The 22,692-nt window shown below is 71.5% G+C and carries 19 protein-coding genes and 1 pseudogene; 12 read left to right on the forward strand and 8 right to left on the reverse strand.

All coding sequences use genetic code 11. The features are described 5' to 3' along the window. The 8 genes from JHE00_RS00285 (at position 1) to ssuE (ending at position 8,453) form a co-directional block, all read left to right on the forward strand. Complete coding sequence (locus JHE00_RS00285) at positions 1–1,200, forward strand: homogentisate 1,2-dioxygenase (RefSeq protein ID WP_200313529.1); 1,200 nt, start codon at positions 1–3, stop codon at positions 1,198–1,200. Continuing rightward, positions 1,173–2,075, forward strand: a complete 903-nt coding sequence (locus JHE00_RS00290) for a hypothetical protein (RefSeq protein WP_200313531.1) — start codon at positions 1,173–1,175, stop codon at positions 2,073–2,075. Before JHE00_RS00285 ends, JHE00_RS00290 begins: the two co-directional genes overlap by 28 nt. Then, positions 2,072–3,250 (forward strand): fumarylacetoacetase, encoded by a 1,179-nt coding sequence (gene fahA, locus JHE00_RS00295; RefSeq protein ID WP_200313533.1) that lies wholly within the window; start codon positions 2,072–2,074, stop codon positions 3,248–3,250. Before JHE00_RS00290 ends, fahA begins: the two co-directional genes overlap by 4 nt. A 416-nt stretch (positions 3,251–3,666) precedes the next feature. Beyond that, positions 3,667–5,661 carry an acyltransferase family protein gene (locus JHE00_RS00300; protein WP_200313535.1) on the forward strand — a complete coding sequence of 665 codons (1,995 nt, stop codon included), beginning with the start codon at positions 3,667–3,669 and terminating at the stop codon, positions 5,659–5,661. Positions 5,662–5,824: 163 nt separating this feature from the next. Further along, a complete protein-coding gene (locus tag JHE00_RS00305) occupies positions 5,825–6,616 on the forward strand; it encodes a DUF1684 domain-containing protein (protein WP_200313537.1) in 792 nt (263 codons plus the stop codon). Positions 6,617–6,846: 230 nt separating this feature from the next. Beyond that, a complete protein-coding gene (locus JHE00_RS00310; protein WP_200313539.1) occupies positions 6,847–7,425 on the forward strand; it encodes a cysteine dioxygenase in 579 nt (192 codons plus the stop codon). Then, on the forward strand, positions 7,422–7,814 hold the full coding sequence (locus JHE00_RS00315; protein ID WP_200313541.1) for a rhodanese-like domain-containing protein: 393 nt from the start codon (positions 7,422–7,424) through the stop codon (positions 7,812–7,814). Before JHE00_RS00310 ends, JHE00_RS00315 begins: the two co-directional genes overlap by 4 nt. A gap of 87 nt (positions 7,815–7,901) precedes the next feature. Then, positions 7,902–8,453 (forward strand): NADPH-dependent FMN reductase, encoded by a 552-nt coding sequence (ssuE, locus tag JHE00_RS00320; RefSeq protein ID WP_200313543.1) that lies wholly within the window; start codon positions 7,902–7,904, stop codon positions 8,451–8,453. Between the two features lie 19 nt (positions 8,454–8,472). On the opposite strand, the gene JHE00_RS00325 is transcribed toward ssuE, so the two are convergent. From JHE00_RS00325 to JHE00_RS00335, 3 genes and pseudogenes are all read right to left on the reverse strand, one after another. Then, positions 8,473–9,042, reverse strand: coding sequence for a helix-turn-helix domain-containing protein (locus tag JHE00_RS00325; RefSeq protein ID WP_200313545.1), 570 nt, complete (start codon positions 9,040–9,042; stop codon positions 8,473–8,475). Between the two features lie 57 nt (positions 9,043–9,099). Next, positions 9,100–9,828: an SDR family oxidoreductase gene (locus JHE00_RS00330; RefSeq protein ID WP_200313547.1), complete on the reverse strand. Its 729-nt coding sequence runs from the start codon at positions 9,826–9,828 to the stop codon at positions 9,100–9,102. A 4-nt stretch (positions 9,829–9,832) separates the two neighbouring features. After that, positions 9,833–10,076: pseudogene (locus tag JHE00_RS00335) on the reverse strand (Atu4866 domain-containing protein). Between the two features lie 101 nt (positions 10,077–10,177). Between JHE00_RS00335 and JHE00_RS00340 the strand changes: the two are divergent. Further along, positions 10,178–11,014: a helix-turn-helix transcriptional regulator gene (locus JHE00_RS00340; protein WP_200313549.1), complete on the forward strand. Its 837-nt coding sequence runs from the start codon at positions 10,178–10,180 to the stop codon at positions 11,012–11,014. On the opposite strand, the gene JHE00_RS00345 is transcribed toward JHE00_RS00340, so the two are convergent. The 5 genes from JHE00_RS00345 to JHE00_RS00365 are packed head-to-tail and all read right to left on the reverse strand — an operon-like array spanning position 11,011 to position 15,237. Beyond that, a complete protein-coding gene (locus tag JHE00_RS00345) occupies positions 11,011–11,214 on the reverse strand; it encodes a twin-arginine translocation signal domain-containing protein (protein WP_200313551.1) in 204 nt (67 codons plus the stop codon). The genes JHE00_RS00340 and JHE00_RS00345 overlap by 4 nt on opposite strands. A gap of 48 nt (positions 11,215–11,262) precedes the next feature. Then, positions 11,263–12,057, reverse strand: coding sequence for an enoyl-CoA hydratase-related protein (locus JHE00_RS00350; protein WP_200313553.1), 795 nt, complete (start codon positions 12,055–12,057; stop codon positions 11,263–11,265). Beyond that, positions 12,054–13,148, reverse strand: coding sequence for a CaiB/BaiF CoA transferase family protein (locus JHE00_RS00355; protein WP_200313555.1), 1,095 nt, complete (start codon positions 13,146–13,148; stop codon positions 12,054–12,056). The genes JHE00_RS00350 and JHE00_RS00355 overlap by 4 nt, the downstream gene beginning before the upstream one ends. 59 nt (positions 13,149–13,207) lie before the next feature. Continuing rightward, positions 13,208–14,368: an acyl-CoA dehydrogenase family protein gene (locus JHE00_RS00360; RefSeq protein WP_200313557.1), complete on the reverse strand. Its 1,161-nt coding sequence runs from the start codon at positions 14,366–14,368 to the stop codon at positions 13,208–13,210. A gap of 2 nt (positions 14,369–14,370) precedes the next feature. Then, positions 14,371–15,237, reverse strand: coding sequence for an HTD2 family dehydratase (locus JHE00_RS00365; RefSeq protein ID WP_200313559.1), 867 nt, complete (start codon positions 15,235–15,237; stop codon positions 14,371–14,373). A 106-nt stretch (positions 15,238–15,343) separates the two neighbouring features. Between JHE00_RS00365 and JHE00_RS00370 the strand changes: the two genes are divergently transcribed. The 3 genes from JHE00_RS00370 to JHE00_RS00380 all read left to right on the forward strand — a co-directional run bounded on the left by JHE00_RS00370 (position 15,344) and on the right by JHE00_RS00380 (position 22,652). Continuing rightward, a complete protein-coding gene (locus JHE00_RS00370) occupies positions 15,344–16,057 on the forward strand; it encodes a GntR family transcriptional regulator (RefSeq protein ID WP_200313561.1) in 714 nt (237 codons plus the stop codon). 194 nt (positions 16,058–16,251) lie between these two features. Next, positions 16,252–21,771 carry an ATP-binding protein gene (locus tag JHE00_RS00375; RefSeq protein WP_200315693.1) on the forward strand — a complete coding sequence of 1,840 codons (5,520 nt, stop codon included), beginning with the start codon at positions 16,252–16,254 and terminating at the stop codon, positions 21,769–21,771. Next, on the forward strand, positions 21,768–22,652 hold the full coding sequence (locus JHE00_RS00380) for a MurR/RpiR family transcriptional regulator (protein ID WP_200313563.1): 885 nt from the start codon (positions 21,768–21,770) through the stop codon (positions 22,650–22,652). The genes JHE00_RS00375 and JHE00_RS00380 overlap by 4 nt, the downstream gene beginning before the upstream one ends. The last annotated feature ends 40 nt before the right edge of the window (positions 22,653–22,692 follow it).

A 22,692-nucleotide genomic window follows, 5' to 3' on the forward strand; every position in this document is an offset into this window, starting at 1 on the left:
ATGGCGTACTACCGACAGGTCGGCACCGTGCCCCCGAAACGTCACACCCAGCACCACACCGACGAGGGCGGCCTCTACTACGAGGAGCTGATGGGGGAGGAGGGCTTCTCGTCGGACTCGTCGCTGCTCTACCACCGCGGCCTGCCCTCGGCGATCGTCGACTCGCAGGTCTGGGAGCTGCCCGACCAGACGACCACACCGAACCACCCGCTCAAGCCCCGGCACCTCAAGCTGCACGAGCTGTTCCCCAAGGAGGTCTGGGCCGAGACCGACGTGGTCACCGGGCGCAGGCTGGTCCTCGGCAACGGCGACGTCCGGATCTCCTACGTGGTGTCCACACAGGACTCGCCGCTGTACCGCAACGCGGTGGGCGACGAGATCGTCTACGTCGAGTCCGGTCAGGCCACCGTGGAGACGGTGTTCGGCGCGCTGGAGGCGAAGCCGGGCGACTACGTGATCATCCCGACCTCGACGACGCACCGCTGGCTGCCACACGGCGAGGGCCCGCTGCGGGCCTACGCGATCGAGGCCAACAGTCACGTCGCGCCGCCCAAGCGCTATCTCTCCCGCTATGGCCAGCTCCTGGAGCACTCGCCCTACTGCGAGCGCGACCTGCACGGTCCCACCGCGCCGGTCAGCGGCGAGGGCACGGACGTCGCCGTGCTCGTCAAGCACCGGGCGGGAGGCGCGATCGTCGGCACGCGCATGGTGTACCCGACGCATCCGTTCGACGTGGTCGGCTGGGACGGCTGTCTGTATCCCTACACGTTCAGCATCCACGACTACGAGCCCATCACCGGGCGGGTGCACCAGCCGCCGCCGGTGCACCAGGTGTTCGAGGGCAACAACTTCGTCGTGTGCAACTTCGTGCCGCGCAAGGTGGACTACCACCCGCTGTCGATCCCGGTGCCGTACTACCACTCCAATGTGGACTCTGACGAGATCATGTTCTACTGCGGCGGCGACTACGAGGCCCGCAAGGGCTCGGGCATCGGTCAGGGCTCGATCTCCGTGCACCCGGGCGGCTACGCACACGGCCCGCAGCCCGGCGCGTACGAGCGCAGCATCGGCGCCGAGTTCTTCGACGAGCTGGCCGTCATGGTCGACACCTTCCGCCCGCTCGAACTGGGCGAGGGAGGCCTGGCCTGCGAAGACCCGAACTACGCGTGGACATGGGCGGGCCGGGGACCGGCGCAGTGATCGCCCCGGACTCGCCGAACGCACTGCCCGCCTTCGCGCGTGGCCTGTGCGACGACGCGGCGGTGTTCCCGCCCGGGCTCGTGCCGCTGGAGCGCGCGGTGCCCGCCCATGTGCGGCATCGCGCGGCGGACTACGGCGAGCTGGTGGGCCCGTTGGTGCTCGCCGAGCCCGCGCTGGCCTCGCTCGGCCCGCTGCTGCCCGCCGGGCGGCGGCTCGCGCTCTCGGTCACCGCGCCCGAGGGACCCGCCCAGGTCTCCACCGCGCTGGCCACGGCGAACGGACTGGCCGTGGACGTGGTCGCGGTCGAGGTGGCCGTGCCCGCGGGCGTCCCGGAGTTCCTGGCGGCGCTCGACACGGCACTCGCGGGCGCGCACGACGTCACGGTCTACGTCGAGGTGCCCCGGGACGAGCGCCGTGCCGAGGTCGTCGCGGCGCTCGCCGAGACCGGGTACCGCGCCAAGCTCCGGACCGGGGGAGTGCGCGCCGAGCTCTACCCGGATGAGGCGGAGCTGGCCTCGGCCATCGCCACCGTGGTCGGGGCGGGGGTGCCGTTCAAGGCCACGGCCGGGCTGCACCACGCCCTGCGCAACACCGACCCGGCCACTCGCTTCGAGCAGCACGGGTTCCTCAACCTGCTGCTCGCCACCGCCGCCGCGCTACGCGGCGCGGACGAGCCCGCGCTGCGCGCCCTGCTCGCCGAGCGCGACGGCGCCAGGGTCGCCGCCGGGGTCCGGGACCTCGGTGAGGCCGGTGTCACCGCGCGACGGGCCTTCGTGTCCTTCGGCACCTGCAGTATCACCGAGCCGCTCGAGGAGCTGGCGGGACTGGGACTGGTCCCGCCGGCTCTGGTGAGTGGAGAAGGAGTCACCGCGTGACCAGGATCGACATCCCGGAGGGCTCGCTCTTCGGGCTCGCCAACCTGCCCTACGGCGTGTTCTCGACGCCGGGCACCGCCCCGCGCGTCGGCGTGCGCGTCGCCGACTCGGTGGTGGACCTCGCCGCCACGCTGGGCGACGACGTGTTCGCCACGCCGAGCCTCAACGCGTTCATGGCGCAGGGCAGGCCGCGCTGGGAGGAGGTGCGCCGCCGGGTCACCGAGCTCATGTCCGGCGACGTGCCGGACGAGGCGGTGCACCCGGTCGGCGAGGTGACGCTGCACCTGCCGGTCGAGATCGCCGACTACGTGGACTTCTACGCCTCCGAGCACCACGCGTCGAACCTGGGCAGGCTGTTCCGGCCGAACGCCGAGCCGCTGATGCCGAACTGGAAGCACCTGCCCGTCGGCTACCACGGGCGCTCCGGCACCGTCGTGGTGTCGGGCACCGACGTCGTGCGGCCTCGCGGGCAGCGCAAGGCGCCCGACGAGGACACACCGACGTTCGGTGAGTGCCGCCGCCTCGACATCGAGGCCGAGCTGGGCTTCGTCGTCGGCACCGCCTCCGAGCTGGGCTCGCCGGTGTCTGCGGATGAGTTCGCCGACCGCGTGTTCGGCGCCGTGCTGGTCAACGACTGGTCGGCGCGCGACATCCAGGCCTGGGAGTACGTGCCGCTCGGTCCGTTCCTCGGTAAGAGCTTCGCGACGTCGGTCTCACCGTGGGTGGTGCCGATCCTCGCGCTGGAGGCGGCGAGGGTGCCCACGCCCGTCCAGGACCCCGAACCGCTGCCGTACCTGCGGGAACGCGAGCCGTGGGGGTTGGACATCGACCTGTCCGTGGTCTGGAACGGCGACGAGGTCTCCCGCCCGCCGTATCGCGAGATGTACTGGTCACCGGCCCAGATGCTGGCGCACCTGACCGTCAACGGAGCCACCACGCGCCCCGGCGATCTCTTCGCGTCCGGCACGATCTCGGGCCCCGCCCAGGACCAGCGCGGCGCGTTCATCGAGCTGACGTGGGGCGGCAAGGAGCCGGTCGAGGTGGCGGGTGAGCAGCGCAGCTTCCTGCTCGACGGCGACGAGGTGGCGATCTCGGCCACGGCGCCCGCCGCGGGCGGCGGCCGCCTCGGCTTCGGCGAGGTCCGCGGCCGCATCCTCCCGGCACGACCCGACTGACAACCCGCCCCGCGAGTCCCGCACCCGGCCCCGCGAGTCCCCCGCTCCGGCACGCGAGTCCCCCGCTCCGGAGTGTGAGTGGCGCGCCCGGGCACCAGCCGTGCCCCGCGCTCACCGCCACCCGGCGGTGAGCGCGGGTGGCATGCCTCACAGGGTGCTGGTGGCCGGTGATCTCCGGGCGCGCGACGAGACTCGTCGGCGACGTGGGAGCACCGGTACGCCGCCTTCGGCGTCTCGAGCGCCCAATTCGGCGTCCGGAGTGCACGATTCGCGGTCTAGACCGCACGACTCGTGGGCCCAGTGCACGACTCGCGGATTCAGTGCAGTCCTGAAAGGAACGGCCTGCCTGACAGACGGTGTCAGGCCGCCGGTACTCTGCCCGGGTGCTGAGCGGGACGGACAAGAGTGTCGAACGTGTGACCCAACCTACCCGTTTTCGTCCGGAGCTGCAGGGATTGCGCGCGCTCGCCGCCGCGCTCGTCGTCATCTACCACGTGTGGCTGGGCCGGATCTCCGGCGGCGTCGACGTCTTCTTCCTGGTGACCGGGTTCCTCATCACCGGCCAGCTGTTCCGCGCGACCCAGCGCGGCGGGATCAAGTTCCAGCCTATGTGGGGCCGCATGATCAAGCGGCTCTTCCCTGCCACGATGACCGTGCTGCTCGCCACCGTGGTGCTCGGCTACCTGCTGCTGCCCGAGGGGCGCTGGTTCCAGACCATCCGCGAGGTCGTCGCGGCCGCCCTGTTCGTCGAGAACTGGCAGCTGGCCGCGGACTCCGCCGACTACTTCGCCCAGCACGACCAGGCCAGTGTCGTTCAGCACTTCTGGTCGCTGTCGATCCAGGGCCAGTTCTACCTCGTCTGGCCGCTGTTCATCGCGTTCATCGTGTTCCTCGGCCGCCGCATCGGCTGGGAGCTGCGCCGCTCGCTGGTCGTCGCCCTCACGGTGGTCTCGGCCGCCTCGCTGGCCTACTCGGTGTGGTTGACGGCCGTGGACCAGCCGTTCGCGTACTTCACGTCGCTGACACGCGTGTGGGAGTTCGCCTTCGGTGGACTGCTGGCGCTCGCGATCGACGCTCTTGTCCTGCCGCGCGCCGTCCGCGTCGTGCTGGGCTGGCTGGGCGTGGTGGGCCTGGTGTCCTGTGGTCTGGTCCTCCAGGTCGGCACGGTCTTCCCCGGGTACGCCGCACTGTGGCCGATCATCTCGGCGGCGCTCGTGCTCGTGGCCGGGTCCACGGGGAGCAAGATCGGCGCCGACCGGCTCCTCGGCTCTCGCCCGCTCGAGTACCTGGGCAACATCAGCTTCTCGCTCTATCTCTGGCACTGGCCGGTCCTGCTGTTCTACTTGATCGCCCGTGACCAGGAGGAAGTCGGCCTGCGGGGCGGCGCCGTGGTGATCGCCGCCTCGGTGGTGCTCGCGGTGCTGACCTACCACCTGGTCGAGAACCCCGTGCGCTACTCGAAGGTCGAGGTCAAGCACCGCTGGGGCGCCTACCGCTTCGGCGCGATCGCGCTGGTGCCGGTGCTCGTCGCGGCGGGTGGCTGGCAGTTCGCGAGCCAGCAGAAGTCGGCGTTCGCGTTCATGCCAGAGGACCCGGCGTACCCGGGCGCCAAGTCGATGCTGCCCGGTGCGGCGACGGTCCCGGAGACGGGCAAGCTGATGCCGCCGTTCGCGGCGTTGCAGGACCAGTTCGCGTTCTTCGAGGAACACGAGTGCCAGGACTCCGACAAGCACGCCGAGCTGCTTGTGTGCGCCACGCAGACGATGGGGGAGCCCGAACGCCGCATCGTGGTGGCGGGCGACTCGCATTCGCAGCAGTACAACGCGGCCTTGCGCCCCATCGCCAAGGAGCGCAACTGGCAGATCATCTCGATGGGCCGCGGTGGCTGCCCGTTCTCCTCCGACGGTGAGTCCGCTCCCGAGGACGCCGAGTGCGCGTCGTGGAACGCGGCCGTGGCGGACGAGATCATCGAGATGCAACCCGACGCCGTGTTCACCATCGGCACCAGGGACGTCCGCGTCGGTCTGACCGAGTGGACGCCGCCGGGCTACGTGGAGCAGTGGCGCAGGGTCGCCGATGCCGGGGTGCCCGTCGTCGCGGTGCGGGACAACCCGCGCTACGACGATGGTCCCTCGGACTGCGTCGAGACCAACGGCGCGCAGGCACCGGAGTGCAGCACCCCGCGCGCCGAGCTGCTCGCACCCGAGGCGCCCTACGCCGAGCTGACGGACCTGCCGCCCAACGTCCACTTCCTGGACTTCAGCGACTACTTCTGCACCGTCGAGGTGTGTCCTCCGGTGATCGGCAACGTGCTGGTCTACCTGGACAACAACCATGTCACGGCGGCCTACATGGAGACGATGTCCTCCATTCTCGACGAGCAGCTGATCGACACCCTGAACTGGCAGTAGAGCACTTTCCTCGCTCATTCACCGTTCCGGCAACGGTGTCCACACTTCGGACACCGTTGCCGGAAATTGTCTTCCGCGTGCATTGTCGCCGTCAGTGATTGGTGAACCAGAAAGGTTCGCCAATACATTCATGACGCAATTAATCACCCGACGCGGAAAGTGAATGATGACGACGACACTCGACACCGGTCTCGCCGGTGAATGGCTCGGCTGGCGCGCGGACCGTGAGCAGGGCCTGCGGGATCCCTACGGCTGGCTCAGCCTCGCCGGGCTGCACTGGCTCGACGAGCAGGCCAGGACCTTCGACGGCATCCCCGGCGCGTGGAGCGCCAGCCCGAGGGCGGCGCGCGTCACCGCGACCGCCGACGAGGGCCTGATCGTGGAGGATCTGCTGCTCGACGGCACCACGCAGCTCAGCACCTCCGAAGGCGCGTCGGCGCTGTTCGCCGAAGCCGGTGGCCTGCGGCTCGAGCTGCTGCGCCGGGACGGTCGCTACGCGATCAGGGTGCGCGACCCGCACTCGCCCGCGCTCGGCGCGTTCTCCGGGGTCAGCGCGTTCGCCTACGACCCCGGCTGGGTCGTGCCCGCGCGGTTCGTGCTGTTCACGCCGCCCCCGGTGATGCGGGCCGAGACCGCTCAGCCGGGTCTGCGGCGGCGCCGGGAGGTGGTGGGGGAGCTGCGCGTGGAGCTCGGCGGCACCGAGTACGCGCTCGCGGCGACCGCGGGCAGGGGCAGCGACCTGTCCGTCGCGTTCACCGACGCCACGCGCGGATCGGTCACGGCGCCCTGGCGCACCCTCGCCGTGCGCAGGCCGAGAGCGGGCCGCGCGGTGCTCGATTTCAACCGGGCGCTCAATCCGCCCTCGGCGTTCACCCCCTTCGGTACCTGCATCCGCCCGCCCGCCGGAAATGCGCTGCCCTTCGCGGTCGAAGCCGGCGAGCGAGCGCCGTCCTGACGATTCCTTTTTTGTTCGGAAAGAAATGATCCGTCGCCATGAGAATTCCCGGGAGCTGGGACCGTATGCACGCCACAATCGACTTGTGGCATCATCTCGGTGTGCTACCCGTCCGCTACTTCTGGAGAGACCGGACCATCGAGCTCGTCCTGGTGGCCTCCGGTGAATGTCCGCGCGAGAGCCGTTTCTCGCGCGCCCGCATTCACTGAGCACCAGGGAGCAGAATCTTCATGAGCACGACGACGGCGGACGTCGACGTCCACCCGGCCCTGCACGCATGGCTGCCGCACCGGCAGCTGCACCCGGAACAGCCGCTGTGGACACCTCAGCAACTGCGGCACCTCACCGAGAGCACGGCCCGTGACCTGGCCGCGCCTCTGTCCGAACTGGTGCGTTACGTATCCGAACAGCGCTGGTGGTCGCGGCTGGCGCTGACCCGAGGGGTCGAGCTGTGGCTGCTGAGCTGGCTGCCCGGGCAGGGGACCGACCCCCACGACCACGGCGGTGCGGCCGGCTCGTTCACCGTGTTCACGGGCACGCTGGATGAGACCTACCGCTACCCGGGCAGCCCGCTGCGCAGGGCGGTGCGCACCACCGGCTCGGCGCTCGGATTCGGGTCCGGGCACGCCCACCAGCTGCGCAACGTCAGCGACGCGCCTGCGGTCACCGTGCACGCCTACTCGCCGCCGCTGGTGCCTACCCGCCAGTACGAGAGCCTGAACGACATCCCGGCGGAGATCCCGCCGCTGCCGGCGCTGGACATGCCGTTCTCAGAGCTGCTGGCCCGCACCGAGGAGGAGGGCCCATGAGCATCGAGACCGTTCTCGCCGAGGCACGCACGGGACTGCGGCGCGTGGAGCCGCACGAGGCGCTGCGCCTGCAGGACGACGGTGCTCTGCTCGTCGACATCCGGCCGCGGCACAACCGCGAGGCCGAGGGAGAGATCCCCGGCTCCGTCCCCATCGAGCGGATCGTGCTGGAGTGGCGGCTCGACCCGCGGGGTGAGCACCGGATCGAGGGCGTCACCGAGCAGACGACCGTGATCGTGTTGTGCAACGAGGGGTACGCCTCGAGCCTCGCGGCGCGTGATCTGCAGCAGGTCGGGCTCCCCGCCGCGACCGACCTCGTCGGCGGTTTCCGCGCGTGGGCCGCGGCGGGGCTGCCGGTGCGCGCCGAGGTGACTCCAGCCATCACATGAGGTGGTCGCCGGAGCTCTCCGGCGTACCGGTCGACACGCCGCCGCGTTCCGCGCGGCGGCGGCAAGTACCCTCCGGGAGATGATCTCGTGGCCAGAATCCTCGCGCTGACCGGCAGCCCGTCGGCGACCTCGCGGACCGAGGCCGTGATCGAGCACGTGGCCGCGCGCCTGCGCGGTCAGGGGCATCGGATCGCGCTCGTCCCCGTGCGGGACCTGCCGCCGGGAGCGCTGCTGTCCGGCGACGCGACGCAGCCCGACATCGCCGCCGTCGCCGACGCGCTCGCCAGTGCCGACGGGATCATCGTCGCCTCGCCCGTGTTCAAGGCCTCCTACAGTGGCCTGCTGAAGTCGCTGCTCGACCTGCTGCCGCAGTTCGCACTGGACGGCAAGGTCGTGCTGCCGCTGGCCACGGGCGGCAGCCTCGCGCACGTACTCGCGATCGACTACGCGTTCCGGCCCGTGTTGAACTCGATGGGCGCCGAGCACGTGGTGCAGGGCTACTTCCTGCTCAACCAGCTGGTGACCATGTCGGAACGCGGCGTGACGATCGAGGCCGACGCCGAGGCCCGGTTGCTGTCCGTTGTGGACGGTTTCTCCGAGGTGCTGCACCGGCGCACCCGCCTGGCCGCCGCCTCCTGACGGAGGTGGCGAGCCGGGCTCAGTGCTTGTGCTTGGCCCTGACGTGCATCTGCTCGCCCTGCTTGCCGAACAGGCTCAGCAGCTCCACGGGTTCGGCTCGCGCGCTGGCGAACCAGTGCGGCACGCGGGTGTCGAACTCGGCGGCCTCGCCGGTCTTGAGCACCACGTCGTGCTCTCCGAGCACCAGGCGCAGCTGTCCGGAGAGCACGTAGAGCCATTCGTAGCCCTCGTGGGTCCGGGGCTCGGGTTCCTCGCCGCGGTAGGGCACGATCAGCTTGAACGCCTGGAGCGGCCCGGGATAGTTGGTCAGCGGCAGAGCGGTCATCCCGTTCATCCGGATCGGCACCGGGCGCACGCGGGGATCGCCGACGGCGGGCGCGCCGACCAGTTCGTCGAGCGGGATCCGGTACGCCTGCGTGATGGGCAGCAGCAGTTCGAGGCTGGGCCTGCGCTGCCCGGACTCCAGCCGCGACAGGGTGCTCGTGGAGATGCCGGTGACCCCGGCCAGCTCGGTGAGCGTGACCCCGCGTTCGGTGCGGAGTCGTTTGAGCCGGGGTCCGACCTCGTCCAGTGTCGCGCTGTGGTCCATGCCGTCCATCCCAGTTTCGGCAACGGCATTTGTCAAGCTGGCACAGCGCGCCCTGGGCTACGCGGCCGTCGGCCTGACCACGATCTCGCTGATGTCCACAGTGGCCGGTTGCGCCACCGCGAACGCGATCGACTCCGCCACCGCCGACGCGGGGATCGACACCGCGCGGAAGACACGCATCTCCTCCCGCCCCACCGGATCGGCGATGCTGTCGGCCAGCTCGGACTCGGTGACGCCGGGGGAGATCACGCTGACGCGGATGTCGGGTCCCACCTCCTGGCGCAGGCCCTCCGACAGCGCCCACACCGCGAACTTCGTGGCGCAGTACACCGCAGCGGTGGGACTCACCTGGTGCGCGCCGATCGAGGCGACGTTGACGAACTGCCCGTGTGCCTGCGCCTGGAACACGGGCAGCACCGCCGCGATGCCGTTGAGCACCCCGCGCACGTTGACGTCGATCATGCGGTCCCACTCCTCGACGCGGCCCGCCTCGAGCTTCGACAACGGCATCACTCCCGCGTTGTTCACCAGGACGTCGATCCGGCCGTGCGCGGCGAGGGCGGCGTCGGCGAACTCCCGGACGTTCGCGGCGTCGGTGACGTCGAGCGCGTGGAACTCGGCGGTTCCTCCCGCGTCGTGGATGTCCTTGGTGAGCGCGCGCAGGCGGTCGGTGCGTCGGGCGCCGAGCACGACGTGGTGGCCGCGGGCGGCGAGCAGGCGGGCGCTCGCCTTGCCGATGCCGCTGCTGGCGCCGGTGATCAGGACAATCTTGCTCTCGGTGGTCATGTGCTCAGCTCTCCCGGTAGAGGACGAGGTGTTCGTGATGGAGCACGCCGTCGCGCAGGTCCCCGGTGGCGGTGAACCCGGTGTCGTCGACGTAGTCGAGGTGATCGCCAATGACGGGTGTAGGAGCCGGTGTAGGCGCTCGCGCGGTTCCCGCGGGCCTCGTCGTAGCGGCCGTCGGCGCGCAGTTCCTGACGGATGTGGCCGTCGGCCGTCACCCACATCCCGATCACGTGTGCGTTGCTGGTCATGGCACCGACTCTCGATGGGTCGCGAGGGCCGGGCCAGGACGCGGTGTGCCTGGGTGCGCGGCACCCAGGCACGCGGGGCCGTGCGTTCGTAGAGTGACGGCATGGCCGACAACGAGCTGGGTGAGTTCCTCCGCGCGCGGCGCGCCCGCCTGCGTCCCGCCGATGTCGGGCTGCGCGAGCACGGCCAGCGGCGGGTCGCGGGCCTGCGGCGCGAGGAGATCGCGGTGCTGGCCGGGGTCAGCGCCGACTACTACACGCGCCTGGAACAGGGCAGGGAGCGGCATCCGTCCGGGCAAGTGCTCGACGCGCTCAGCCGGGCGCTCGACCTGGCCGACGACGCGCGCGAGCACCTCTACCGCGTGGCGGGAGCGGGTCCCGGCACGGGCCGCTCGCGCGGGCGCGAGGTCGTGGGCCCCGAACTGCTCCAGCTGCTCGACACGTGGACGGCCAGCCCGGCGTTCGTGCTCAACCGCACGCTCGACGTGCTGGCGCGTAACGCGATCGCCGCCGAGCTGTTCTCGCCGTTCGCCGAGGCGGACAACCTGCTGCGCATGACGTTTCTCGACCCGGCGGGCCGGACGTTCTACGCCGACTGGCATCGGGCGGCGGAGGCCACGGTCGCGAACCTGCGCGTCGCCGCGGGCCACGACGCCCACGACCCGCGGCTGGTCGAGCTCCTCGCCGAGCTCGGCGAGGGCAGCGTGGAGTTCCCGGCCCTGTGGCACGCCCACGACGTGCGCGGCAAGACCCACGCCGCCAAGGAGCTGGCGCACCCCGACGTGGGCCCGCTGTCGCTGACCTACCAGGCTTTCGAGGTCCGTGCGGCGCCCGGCCAGCAGCTCATCGTGTACCAGGCCGAGCCGGGCAGCCCGAGCGCGCAGGCGCTGAGCCTGCTGGGCAGCCTCGCGGCGACCCGGCGCGGGGCGAGTTCCCGCTAGCGGTTCCGTCCGCGCTGCACGGCGTAGCCCACCCAGAACGCCACGGCGCTGCCCAGCATCAGTGCGCTGCACAACCACAGCACCGGCGAGGGCTCGAACGACACCAGCATCACGACGAACAGCACGCACGCGAGCACGGTCATCGAGGCCATGGCGAGCAGCTGTCGCCGGGATAGATCGGCTCCGGGCATGCGGTCCATCCTGCCAGCGTCCACTACGGACGCCCGCGCCCCCTCGGCGCCGACGGCTCAGCGACCCTCGAATGCCGGGGGTCGTTTGGTGCGGAAGGCGGTCACGCCCTCGGCGAAGTCGGCGCTGTGGAACAGGGCGTTCTGGCCTTCGCGTTCGGCTTCGAGGGCCTGGGGGAGCCGGTCGAGGACCGTGGTGTTGAAGGCGTGTTTGGTCTGCGCGAACGCCGCTGTCGGGCCCTCGGCGAGCCGGGTGGTGAGGCGCTGGACCTGGTCGTCGAACTCGTCGTCGGGCACCGCGAACGCGATCAGGCCCCATTCCGCTGCCTGTGGTGCGGGGATGCGTTCGGCGAGCATCGCCATGCGGGCCGCTCGCGCGTGCCCGATCGCCGCGGGCAGGAGCGCGGTGGCTCCGCCGTCGGGCATCAGTCCGGCGTTGGCGAAGGCGAGCAGGAAGAATGCCGACTCGCGGGCCACGGTGAGGTCGGCCGCGAGTGCGAACGAGCACCCGACGCCCGCGGCGAGTCCGTTCACGGCGGCCAGCACGGGTTTGGGCACGGTGCGCAGTGCCGTGGTGAGCCGGTTCGCCGCGTCGAGCGTGGCTCCCGGCGCCGTGCCCTGGCCCGTGCCCGTGAGGTCCGCGCCGGAGCTGAACGCCCGCCCGGCTCCGGTCAGCACGATCACGCGCACGCCGGTGTCGCGGCCCGCCGCCTCCACCGCCTCGGCCGCAACGGTGAGCATGTCGGCGGTGACCGCGTTGAGGCTCGCGGGCCGGTTGATCGTGATCCGCAGGACCGCCCCGGTTCGCTCGACGAGGACGTCCTCGCCGCGGGGCCGTGCGCTCGGGCCGGTCATCCGAGCCAGTCCCGCAGGACCGCGTCGGTGTCGGCGCCGGGTGCGGGCGGTGGGCTCGGTTGTGCGGGGACCGTACGCGAGAACCGGGGCGCGGGTTTCGGCTGCACGATGCCGTCGATTTCCGTGAGCGTCTCGCGCGCGGCCAGGTGCGGGTGCTGCGCCACCTCGTCCATGGTGAGTACGGGGGTGAGGCAGGCGTCGGTGTCGGCGAACACCTGCGCCCACTCGTCGCGGGTGCGGCTGCAGAACAGCTGGGTGAACCTCGCGCGCAGCGCGGGCCAGCCCGCGCGGTCGAGCTGTGCGGGCAGGTCGGCGGGGTCGAGGCCGAGGCCTTCGAGTAGCGCGGCGTAGAACTGGGGTTCGAGCGCGCCGACCGCGACGTAGCGGCCGTCGGCGCAGACGTAGGTGTCGTAGAAGGGTGCCGCGCCGTCGAGCAGGTTGCTGGCCCGTTCGGTGTTCCAGATGCCGATGCCCCGCATCGCCCACATCATCTGCGCGAGCACGCTCGCACCGTCGACCATGGCGGCGTCGACCACCTGGCCCTGGCCGGAGCGCTCGCGCTCCCACAGCGCTGAGAGCAGGCCGGTGAGCAGGAACATCGACCCGCCGCCGAAGTCGCCGACAAAGTTCAACGGCGGCACGGGCGGCTCGTCGTGGCGGCCGATGTGGTGCAGTGCCCCGGTGAGGGAGATGTAGTTGATGTCGTGGCCGGCGCGCTGGGCGAGTGGGCCGTCCTGGCCCCAGCCGGTCATCCGGCCGTAGACCAGCCGTGGGTTGGCGGCCTGGCAGTCGGCGGGGCCGATACCGAGCCGCTCGGCGACGCCGGGCCGGAATCCCTCGATCAGCACGTCGGCCTTGGCCGCCAGGCGCAGCACGAGGTCCCTGCCCTCCTCGGATTTGAGGTCGGCGGCGACGGAGCGCCTGCCGCGCAGCAGGTGGTCCGGTTTGTCACCGGAGAGATTCAGTCCACCGGAGGGTCGCTCGATGCGCACGACGTCGGCGCCGAGATCGGCGAGGATCATCGCCGCGTGCGGGGCCGGCCCGATACCGGCCATCTCGACGACCTTGAGCCCGCTCAGCGGTCCAGCCACATTTCCTCCACCTCACTCGGGTCCTCTGCGTGTCACCGTAAGCGCTCGGCGTCGCGGTCTCACAGTCCGCCGCGCGCGACCAGTTGGGACACGATGACGTTGCGCTGGATCTCGTTGGTGCCCTCGCCCACGATCATCAGGGGCGCGTCGCGGAAGTAGCGTTCGACGTCGAACTCGGTGGAGTAGCCGTAGCCGCCGTGCACCCGCACGGCGTTGAGCGCGACCTCCATGGCGACCTCGGAGCAGAACAGTTTGGCCATCCCGGCTTCCAGGTCCGAGCGCTCGCCCGAGTCGTATCTGTTCGCCGCGTGCAGCAGCAGCCTGCGGGCCGCGGTGAGCTTGGTGCCCATGTCGGCCAGGTGGTTGCCCACCGACTCGTGCTTCCAGATGGGCGTGCCGAACGCTTCGCGCTGCTGGGCGTAGCGCAACGCGTCGTCGAACGCGGCCCGTGCGACACCCGTGGCGCGCGCGGCCACCTGGATGCGGCCGATCTCCAGCCCGCGCATCATCTGCCCGAACCCGGCGCCCTCGACACCGCCCAGCAGCGCATCGGCGGGCACCCGGCAGTCGGTGAACGACAGCTCGCAGGTCTCGACGCCCTTGTAGCCGAGTTTCGGCAGGTCCCTCGACACCGTGAAGCCCGGCACCTTCTCCACCAGCAACACGCTGATGCCCTTGTGCGCGGGCGAGGCCGACGGGTCGGTCTTGCACAGCAACGCCACCAGCCCGGCGCGGCGGGCGTTGGAGATCCAGGTCTTGGAGCCGTTGATCACATAACCCCCGGAACCCCCGGCGTCGCGCGCGGCGACGGTGCGCATCGCCTGCAGGTCCGAACCGCCGCCCGGCTCGGTCAGCGCCATCGTGGCGCGCAGCTCTCCGGTGGCCATGCGCGGCAGGTAACGCGCCTTCTGCTCCTCGGTCCCGTAGTCGAGCAGCAGCTTCGACACCACCGTGTGACCGCCCATCGCCCCGGCCAGGCTCATCCAGCCCCGGGCGAGCTCCTCGGTGACCAGCGCGTAGCACGGCGTCGACACCCGAACCTCACCATAAGGCTCCGGGATCGCCAGCCCGAAGACACCGAGCTGCTTCATCTGCTCGATCAACGCCTCCGGATAGGTGTTCGCGTGCTCCAGCTCCCTGACCACCGGGCGGACCTCGTTGTCCACGAAATCCCGCACCGTCTCCACGATCGCCCGCTCATCGACATCCAGCTCAGCCATACTCACCGCCCCAACCCCCCCAACCGCACCGACGCCGTGGCATGACGCCCCTCAGCGGCGCTCGCCACCGCCAGTTCCGCGCCATCGTCGCCCGCGGGTCCGCCCGTGACCACGACCCGGTCGCCCGCGAACACGGGACGGCGCAGCCGGAAGCTCAGCGACGCCACCGGCCGGGAGGTGTTGCGCCGCACCAGCTCCAGCATCAGCACCGCCAGCAGCGGCCCGTGTACCACGAGCCCCGGATAGCCCTCGACCCCGGTGGCGTAGGGGAGGTCGTAGTGGATGCGGTGCGTGTTGGCGGTCAGGGCGCTGAACCGGAACAGCACAGTGGGATCGGTCGCGGGGGTGAGCCGCCACGGCGCCTCGTCCGCGGGTGGCGGCTCGGTGGTGGTCGTGAACGCGCGGGGCGCGTCGTCGCCGCTGCGGTAGACGTAGTCGAGCTCCTCGGTGAGCCTGAGCTCGCCGCGCTGCCGGTACTCGGAGCGCACCGTCACGAATGCCAGTTCGCCGGTACGGCCGTGTTTCACGGTCTTCTCGGCCACAGTGGACACACGTTCGGTGTCGGCTCCCGTCTCGAGCGGGGTCGCGATGGTGAGCCTGCCGCCCGCGAACATGCGGCGGCGATCCGGGATGGGCGGCAGGAAGTGCCCGTCGAGGGGATGACCGTCCTCGCCGAGTTCACGCTGCGGCGGCCAGTCGAGGAAGTGCAGCCAGTGCCACAGCGGCGGCAGCTCCTCGCCCGCGTGCGCGGCGACGGGCTGGTCGAGCACCCCGGAGAGCGCGGCGACGGGCGCGGCGGCGACCACGCCGGTCTCGGCGCGCGGCTCCGGCCGCCAGTGCCGCAGGTACTGCTCGAGCGGGTCGGCCATCGATACCTCCGTGGAACCGTCGGACGTCGTCATCCGCCCTGCATTCTATAGAATCCTCGCGAGGCGGCGGAGTGAGCCCGGTCGCAGGGCCGCATAGAATATAGAAATGCCGACCGTCGCGAGAGATCCTGAACGGCCGGGCGCGCAGCCGCAGCGCCGCGCCGCGTTCGGCGGCAAACAGCAGCTCAGCGAACGGGTCGCCGCCTACGTTCGCGAGGGCATCATGGTCGGCCAGTTCCCCGCGGGCGAGTTCGTGCGCACCGAGCATCTCGCCGCGGAGCTCGGCGTGAGCCAGACCCCCGTGCGCGAGGCGCTCATGATCTTGCACAGCGAGGGTTCGGTGCGCTGGGAGCCCCGGCGCGGCTACCGGGTCGTGCCACTGACCCGCCGCGACGTCCAGGACCTCTTCCAGGTGCAGTCCTTCATCGCCGGTGAGCTCGCGGCCCGCGCCGCGGCCGGTCTCGACGACGCCGAGCTCGACCGGCTCGACGAGGTGCAGGCCCGGCTGGGCGTCGCGGAGCGGCGCGGCGACACCGAACTGGTCGACAGCCTCAACCACGAGATCCACCGCACCATCAACAAGGTCTCCGACTCGCTGCGCATGGCCTCCCTGCTGAACCTGACGGTGAGCTACGTGCCGCTGCGCTTCTTCGGCAGGATCGACGGCTGGGCCTCGGCGTCGGCACACGACCACGCGGCGATCTTCACGGCGCTGCGCGCCCGCGACGCCGACGCCGCGCGCGAGGCGATGCGGGGGCACATCCAGCACATCGGCGAGCTGCTCGTGGAGCACCTCGCGCGGCAGGGCATCCTCCGCTGATCCGCGAGCTCCTTAGCCGGGGGCCGCGGCTGCCGCGTTTGGCGACACCCTACAAAGCTGGGTCGCGGCACGTGGCGAGTCCGATCATTTGCGGACCCGCCGGTAACCGGAAGAGTACGAGGCAAGGTGCAGGCGACGGCCGCGAACCGGCCGTCGCCTTTCGTGATGCTCGTAGGTTGTGAGGTTTGCCGGTTTTGTTCAGTCGCATCGCCATCGTCAACCGGGGAGAGGCCGCGATGCGGCTGATCCACGCCGTCCGTGAGCTCAACGCGGAGGGCGGGCCGCGCCGGGAGACCGTCGCCTTCTACACCGATGCCGACCGCACCGCCACCTTCGTGCGGGAGGCCGACCACGCCTACCTGCTGGGCCCCGCGTCCGAGCGTCCGTACCTCGACCTCGCCGTGCTCGAGCGCGCGCTGGTCGAGAGCGGAGCCGACGCCGCGTGGGTCGGCTGGGGCTTCGTGGCCGAGGACCCGGCCTTCGCGGAGCTGTGCGCCCGGCTCGGTGTCACGTTCATCGGCCCCGACGCCGAGGCCATGCGCAAGCTCGGCGACAAGATCGGCGCGAAGCTCATCGCCGAGGAGGTCGGCGTCCCGGTGGCGCCGTGGAGCAGGGGAGCGGTCGAGAGCCTCGACGCCGCGCTGCTGGCGGCCAAGGAGATCGGCTACCCGCTGATGCTCAAGGCGACCGCGGGCGGTGGCGGGCGGGGCATCCGCGTCGTCACCTCCGACGACGAGCTGGCCGACGCCTACGAGCGCACCAGCCAGGAGGCAGCCCGCGCGTTCGGCAGCGGCGTCGTGTTCCTGGAGCGCCTGGTCACCGGCGCCCGCCACGTCGAGGTGCAGGTGATCGCCGACGGTCAGGGCACGGCGTGGGCGCTCGGCGTGCGCGACTGCTCGGTGCAGCGCCGCAACCAGAAGGTCATCGAGGAGTCGGCCTCGCCGCTGCTGAGCGAGGAGCAGACCCGCGAGCTCAAGGCCTCGGCCGAGCGGCTCGCCGTCGCGGTCGGCTACCGCGGCGCGGCCACCGTCGAGTTCCTGTACCACCCCGGGCAGAAGCTGTTCGCCTTCCTCGAGGTGAACACCCGCCTGCAGGTGGAGCACCCCATCACCGAGGCCACCACCGGCATGGACCTGGTGAAGGCGCAGCTGCACGTCGCCTCCGGTGGCGCGCTGACCGGCGAGATCCCGCGCGAGCTCGGCCACGCCGTGGAGGCCCGCCTCAATGCCGAGGACCCCGACCGCGACTTCGCGCCCGCCCCCGGCCGCATCGCGCTGCTCGGCCTGCCCGCGGGCCCCGGTATCCGGGTCGACACCGGCGTCAGCGAGGGCGACACGATCCCCGCCGACTTCGACTCCATGATCGCCAAGATCATCGCCTACGGCCGCGACCGGGACGAGGCGCTGGCCAGGCTCCGCCGCGCGGTCGCCGAGACCACCGTGCTCATCGAGGGCGGCGCCACCAACAAGAGCTTCCTGCTCGACCTGCTCGACCAGCCCGAGGTGATCGACGCCAGCGCCGACACCGGCTGGATCGACCGCGTGCGCGGCGAGGGCCGCCTCGTGTTGTCGCGCCACTCCGGCGTCGCGCTGGCCACCGCCGCGATCGAGGCATACGAGGAGGAGGAGCGCACCGAGCTGCAGCGCCTGCTGTCCACCGCGTACGGCGGCAGGCCGCAGGTCCAGCACGAGAGCGGCCGCCCGATCGACCTCAAGCTGCGCGGCGCGGGCTACCGCGTCACCGTGGCGCGCACCGGTCCCCGGCGTTTCCGGGTGTCCGTCGACGACGGAGCCGAGGCCCGTCCCGTCGACGTCGAGATCGACCGGTTCGACCCGCGCTCAGGCCAGGTCGCGGTCAACGGACGGCGGTTCCGGTTCGTCACCGGCACCCACGGCCCGATCCACCTCGTCGAGGTCGACGGCGTCACTCACCGCATCAGCCGCGACGAGGGCGGCGTCGTGCGCTCGCCCGCGCCCGCGCTCGTGGTGGCCACGCCCGTCGAGGTCGGCGCCGAGGTCGAGGCCGGTGCGCCGGTGCTCGTGCTGGAGAGCATGAAGATGGAGACGGTGCTGCGCGCGCCGTTCCGCGCGACGCTCAAGGAACGCCCCGTCTCCGTCGGCAGCCAGGTGGAGACCGGCGCGCCGCTGCTGCGCCTGGAGCCGCTCGCCGACGACGACGCCGAGGACAGCGCCGAGGCCGCGCCCGGAGCCGACCTGGAACTGCCGCTCGAGCCCGCTGGCGTCACGGCCCAGGACCGTGTGCGCCACGGCCTGGCCGATCTGCGCAGCCTGCTGCTCGGCTACGACGCCGACCCGCACGACAAGGGCCGTGTGCTGACGGACTACCTCGCCGCCAGGGCCGAGCTCGCCGAGCGTCCGGTCGGGGGCGAGGTGGAGCTGCTCCGCGTCTTCGCCGACCTCTCCGAGCTCACCCGCAACCGCCCCGCCGGCGAGGAGGAGCGCACCGACACTCGCGTGCACAGCGCACGCGAGTTCTTCCACACCTACCTGCAGAGCCTCGATGCGGAACGGGCCGGACTGTCGGACACGTTCCGCACCCGGCTCTCGCGTGTGCTCGCCTACTACGGCGTCACCGAACTGGAGCGCACCCCGGAGCTGGAGGACGCCGTCTTCCGGATCTTCCTGGCGCAGCAGCGCTCCGCGTCCGACGTGGTGGTGGTGACGACTCTGCTGCAGCAGTGGCTCACCGAGCCCGCGCCGGGCCCGGCCGTGCGCGAGGCCGTCGGCCAGGCGCTGGAACACCTCATCGTCGCCACGCAGCTGCGGTTCCCCGTGGTCGGCGACCTGGCGCGCAGCCTGGTGTTCCGCTGGTTCGCCCAGCCGATGCTGCGCCGCAACCGCGCGCAGATCTACGCGGGCGTGCGCAAGCACCTGAGCCACCTCGACGAGCACCCGGGCGCGCCCGACCGCGAGGAGCGCATCGCCGAGATGGTGGCGAGCCCCGAACCGCTGGTGCGCGTGCTCGCTCAGCGCATCGGCAGGCCGGGCGCGGACCAGGGCCCGTTGCTGGAGGTGCTGAGCCGCCGGTACTACCACAGCCGCAGGCTCGAGAACGTCCGCAGCGTCACGGCTGCGGGCCGGTCGTGCGTCACCGCCGAGTTCGACCTCGACGACAGCAGGCTGCGGCTGGTGGCCACCGCCACCGACTTCGCGGAGCTGACCGACGCGCTGCAGGCCGTGGGCGAGGTGGCGGGCGAGGGCACGTCGCCCGCGTCGCTCGTGGCCGACATCTACCTCACGTGGGCGGAGCAGCCCTCCGACGTCGACGCGATGTCGGCGCGGCTGCGCGAGGTGCTCGCCTCGGTGCCGCTGCCCGGGCAGGTGCGGCGCATCACGGTGAGCGCCGCGGGCAGTGGCGGAGCGGCGATGCACCACCACTTCACGTTCCGGCCGTCGGCGGAGGGCCTCACCGAGGAACGCCTCATCCGCGGACTGCACCCGCTCATCGCACAGCGGCTGCAGCTCACGCGCTGGCAGAACTTCGACCTCACCCGGCTGCCGTCGGCGGACGAGGAGGTGTACCTGTTCCGGTGCGTCGCCCCGCAGAACCAGTCGGACGAGCGCCTCGTCGCGATGGCCCAGGTGCGGGACCTGACGCCGCTGCGGGACTCCGAGGGCCGGGTCCTCGCCCTGCCCGCGGTCGAGGGCACGCTCGACGCCTGCCTCGACGCGATCAGGAAGGTGCAGGCGCGGCGTCCGGCGAAGAAGCGCTTCGACACCAACCGCGTCCTGCTCTACGTGTGGCCGCCGAGCGAGCTGACGATGGACGAGCTCAAGGCCATCGCCCGCCGCGTGCTGCCCACCACCGCGGGCGCGGGCCTGGAGGAGGTGCTTCTCCTCGGCCGCCAGCGCGACGCCGAGACCGGTGAGCTCGCCGACATCGCGGTGCGGATCTCCTACCACGTCGGCTCCGGCGTGCGCGTGAGCGTGGACGAGCCGCCCACGGAGCTCATCGCGCCGCTCGACGACTACGGCCAGAAGGTGCTGCGCGCGCGGCGCCGCGACACCGTCTACCCGTACGAGCTCACCGGGATGCTCGCCGGTCGCGACGGGGAGTTCACCGAGTACGACCTCGACGACACCGGCGTGCTCGCAGAAGTGGACCGGCCCAAGGGACAGAACAAGGCCGGCATCGTCGCGGGCGTGATCACCACGCCGACGCCGCGCCACCCCGAGGGCGTCACGCGCGTGGTGCTGCTGGGTGACCCGACCAAGGCGCTGGGCGCACTGTCCGAACCGGAATGCGCGCGGGTGATCGCCGCACTGGACCTCGCCGAGCGGCTGCGGGTGCCGGTCGAGTGGTTCGCCATCTCGGCCGGTGCGCGCATCGCGATGAACTCCGGCACCGAGAACATGGACTGGGTGGCGGCGGCGCTCAAGCGCATCGTCCACTTCACCCAGGACGGCGGCGAGATCAACGTCGTGGTGGCGGGTATCAACGTCGGCGCCCAGCCGTACTGGAACGCCGAGGCCACGATGCTCATGCACACCAAGGGAATCCTGGTGATGACACCGGACTCCGCGATGGTGCTGACCGGCAAGCAGTCGCTGGACTTCTCCGGCGGAGTGTCGGCCGAGGACAACTACGGCATCGGCGGCTACGACCGCGTGATGGGCCCCAACGGTCAGGCGCAGTACTGGGCTGCCGATCTCGCCGGTGCGCGGGACGTGCTGATGTCGCACTACGACCACACCTACGTCGCGCCGGGGGAGAGCGCCCCGCGCCGGGCGCCGAGCACCGACCCGCACGACCGGGACGTGTCGGACTTCCCGCACAACGTGGTGGACAGCGACTTCACCACCGTGGGCCAGATCTTCTCGCCCGAGTTCAACCCCGACCGCAAGAAGGCGTTCGACATCCGGACCGTGATGCGCGCGGTCGCCGACCAGGACCACCCCGTCCTGGAGCGCTGGGCCGGGATGGCCGACGCCGAGACCGCGGTGGTGCAGGACGTGCACCTGGGCGGTTATCCGGTGTGCCTGCTGGGGATCGAGTCGAGGTCGGTGCCGCGCCGCGGCTTCCCGCCCACCGACGGCCCCGACACCTACACCGCGGGCACCCTGTTCCCGCGCTCGTCCAAGAAGGCGGCGCGTGCGATCAACGCGGCGAGCGGCAACCGGCCGCTCGTGGTGCTGGCGAACCTGTCCGGGTTCGACGGTTCTCCCGAGTCCATGCGCAAGCTCCAGCTGGAGTACGGCGCCGAGATCGGGCGCGCGATCGTGAACTTCTCCGGTCCCATCGTGTTCTGCGTGATCTCGCGCTACCACGGTGGCGCGTTCGTGGTGTTCTCCAAGGCGCTCAACCCGGCGATGACCGTGCTGGCCGTGGACGGGTCGTTCGCGTCGGTGATCGGTGGCGCGCCCGCGGCGGCGGTCGTGTTCGCGGGCGACGTCAACACGCGGACGGCGGGCGACGAGCGCGTGCGGGAGCTCGAGGCACGCGTCGCCGAGGCGAGCGGAGGGGAGCGGGCCGTGCGCAGCGCCCAGCTCGCCGACGTCCGGGCCTCGGTGCGGGCCGAGAAGCTGGGCGAGGTGGCCACAGAGTTCGACGGCGTGCACAGCATCCGGCGAGCCGTCGAGGTCGGCTCCGTCGACGCCGTGATCCGGCCGCAGGACCTGCGCCCGGAGATCATCGCCGCCGTCGAGCGCGGGTCTGACCGGGTGATGCGCGGTGACGGCAGAATGAAGGTATGACGACTGAGGCTCCCGCGACGTTCGACGACCTCGCCGGACGGTTGCACCGCACCCTGCCGGAGCTGTCGCGCTCGCACCGGCTGCTCGCCGAGCGAGTGCTGGCGGATCCGGAGGGCGTCGCGTTCATGACCGTGTCCGACCTCGCGTCGGCCGTGGGCGTGAACGAGGCGACCGTGGTGCGCTTCGCCACGGCGGCGGGGTTCAAGGGCTTTCCCGAGCTCAAGCGGGTGTGCCGGGAGCGGCTGCGCGAGCAGGCGCAGCTGCTCCGCCGGTTCGACAGCCTCGAGCAGCGGGCCGGCGACGCCGAGGGCGGGCTGCCCCGCCACGCCGCCGAGCTGGACGCCGCCAACATCGCGAGGACGTTCGCGCGGCTGGACGGGGGGAGCTGGGACGCGACGGTGCGCCTGCTCGCCGAGGCGCCGCGCATCCACGTGCTGGGCCTGCGCAAGTGCCACGCCCCGGCGTACCTGCTCGGCTACCTCCTGCGCATGGTGCGGGAGGAGGCCGAGACGATCACCGGGGAGGCCGGGTCGCTGGCCGACAGTCTGCGCCGGGTGCGCGAGGGCGACGCGTTCGTGGCGATCTCGATTCACCGCTACAGCGCCGACACGGTCCGTGCCACGGAGTGGGCCAGCAAGCGCGGCGCCCGGTGCGTGGCGCTGACGGACAACGCGTCGTCACCGTTGGTACCGCTGGTGGAGCAGGCGTTCTTCGTCGACGCGGCCGGCCCGTCGGTGCTGCGGTCGGTGACGGCGTTCACCGCGCTGGTGCAGGCGCTCGTGGCGGGTGTCGCCCAGGTGCTGGGTCACGAGGTGCGCGACACCCTGTTGCAGGACGAGGCGCTGTTCGACGAGTTCGGCGTGTACGAGCAGCGCGGCTGACACGGCAGACGCCGACGGGCCCCACCGCTGTGGCGGCAGG

Origin of the sequence: Prauserella cavernicola (genome assembly GCF_016595675.1) — a bacterium.
Lineage (GTDB): Bacteria > Actinomycetota > Actinomycetes > Mycobacteriales > Pseudonocardiaceae > Prauserella_A > Prauserella_A cavernicola.

Bases quoted from the DNA above. Each gene is read 5' to 3' on its own strand.
- JHE00_RS00285 (WP_200313529.1), top strand. From the start codon at position 1: ATGGCGTACTACCGACAGGTCGGCACCGTGCCCCCGAAACGTCACACC.
- JHE00_RS00290 (WP_200313531.1), top strand. From the start codon at position 1,173: ATGGGCGGGCCGGGGACCGGCGCAGTGATCGCCCCGGACTCGCCGAAC.
- JHE00_RS00305 (WP_200313537.1), top strand. From the start codon at position 5,825: ATGATGACGACGACACTCGACACCGGTCTCGCCGGTGAATGGCTCGGC.
- JHE00_RS00310 (WP_200313539.1), top strand. From the start codon at position 6,847: ATGAGCACGACGACGGCGGACGTCGACGTCCACCCGGCCCTGCACGCA.
- JHE00_RS00315 (WP_200313541.1), top strand. From the start codon at position 7,422: ATGAGCATCGAGACCGTTCTCGCCGAGGCACGCACGGGACTGCGGCGC.
- JHE00_RS00325 (WP_200313545.1), bottom strand. From the start codon at position 9,042: ATGGACCACAGCGCGACACTGGACGAGGTCGGACCCCGGCTCAAACGA.
- JHE00_RS00330 (WP_200313547.1), bottom strand. From the start codon at position 9,828: ATGACCACCGAGAGCAAGATTGTCCTGATCACCGGCGCCAGCAGCGGC.
- JHE00_RS00340 (WP_200313549.1), top strand. From the start codon at position 10,178: ATGGCCGACAACGAGCTGGGTGAGTTCCTCCGCGCGCGGCGCGCCCGC.
- JHE00_RS00345 (WP_200313551.1), bottom strand. From the start codon at position 11,214: ATGGACCGCATGCCCGGAGCCGATCTATCCCGGCGACAGCTGCTCGCC.
- JHE00_RS00350 (WP_200313553.1), bottom strand. From the start codon at position 12,057: ATGACCGGCCCGAGCGCACGGCCCCGCGGCGAGGACGTCCTCGTCGAG.
- JHE00_RS00360 (WP_200313557.1), bottom strand. From the start codon at position 14,368: ATGGCTGAGCTGGATGTCGATGAGCGGGCGATCGTGGAGACGGTGCGG.
- JHE00_RS00365 (WP_200313559.1), bottom strand. From the start codon at position 15,237: ATGGCCGACCCGCTCGAGCAGTACCTGCGGCACTGGCGGCCGGAGCCG.
- JHE00_RS00370 (WP_200313561.1), top strand. From the start codon at position 15,344: ATGCCGACCGTCGCGAGAGATCCTGAACGGCCGGGCGCGCAGCCGCAG.
- JHE00_RS00380 (WP_200313563.1), top strand. From the start codon at position 21,768: ATGACGACTGAGGCTCCCGCGACGTTCGACGACCTCGCCGGACGGTTG.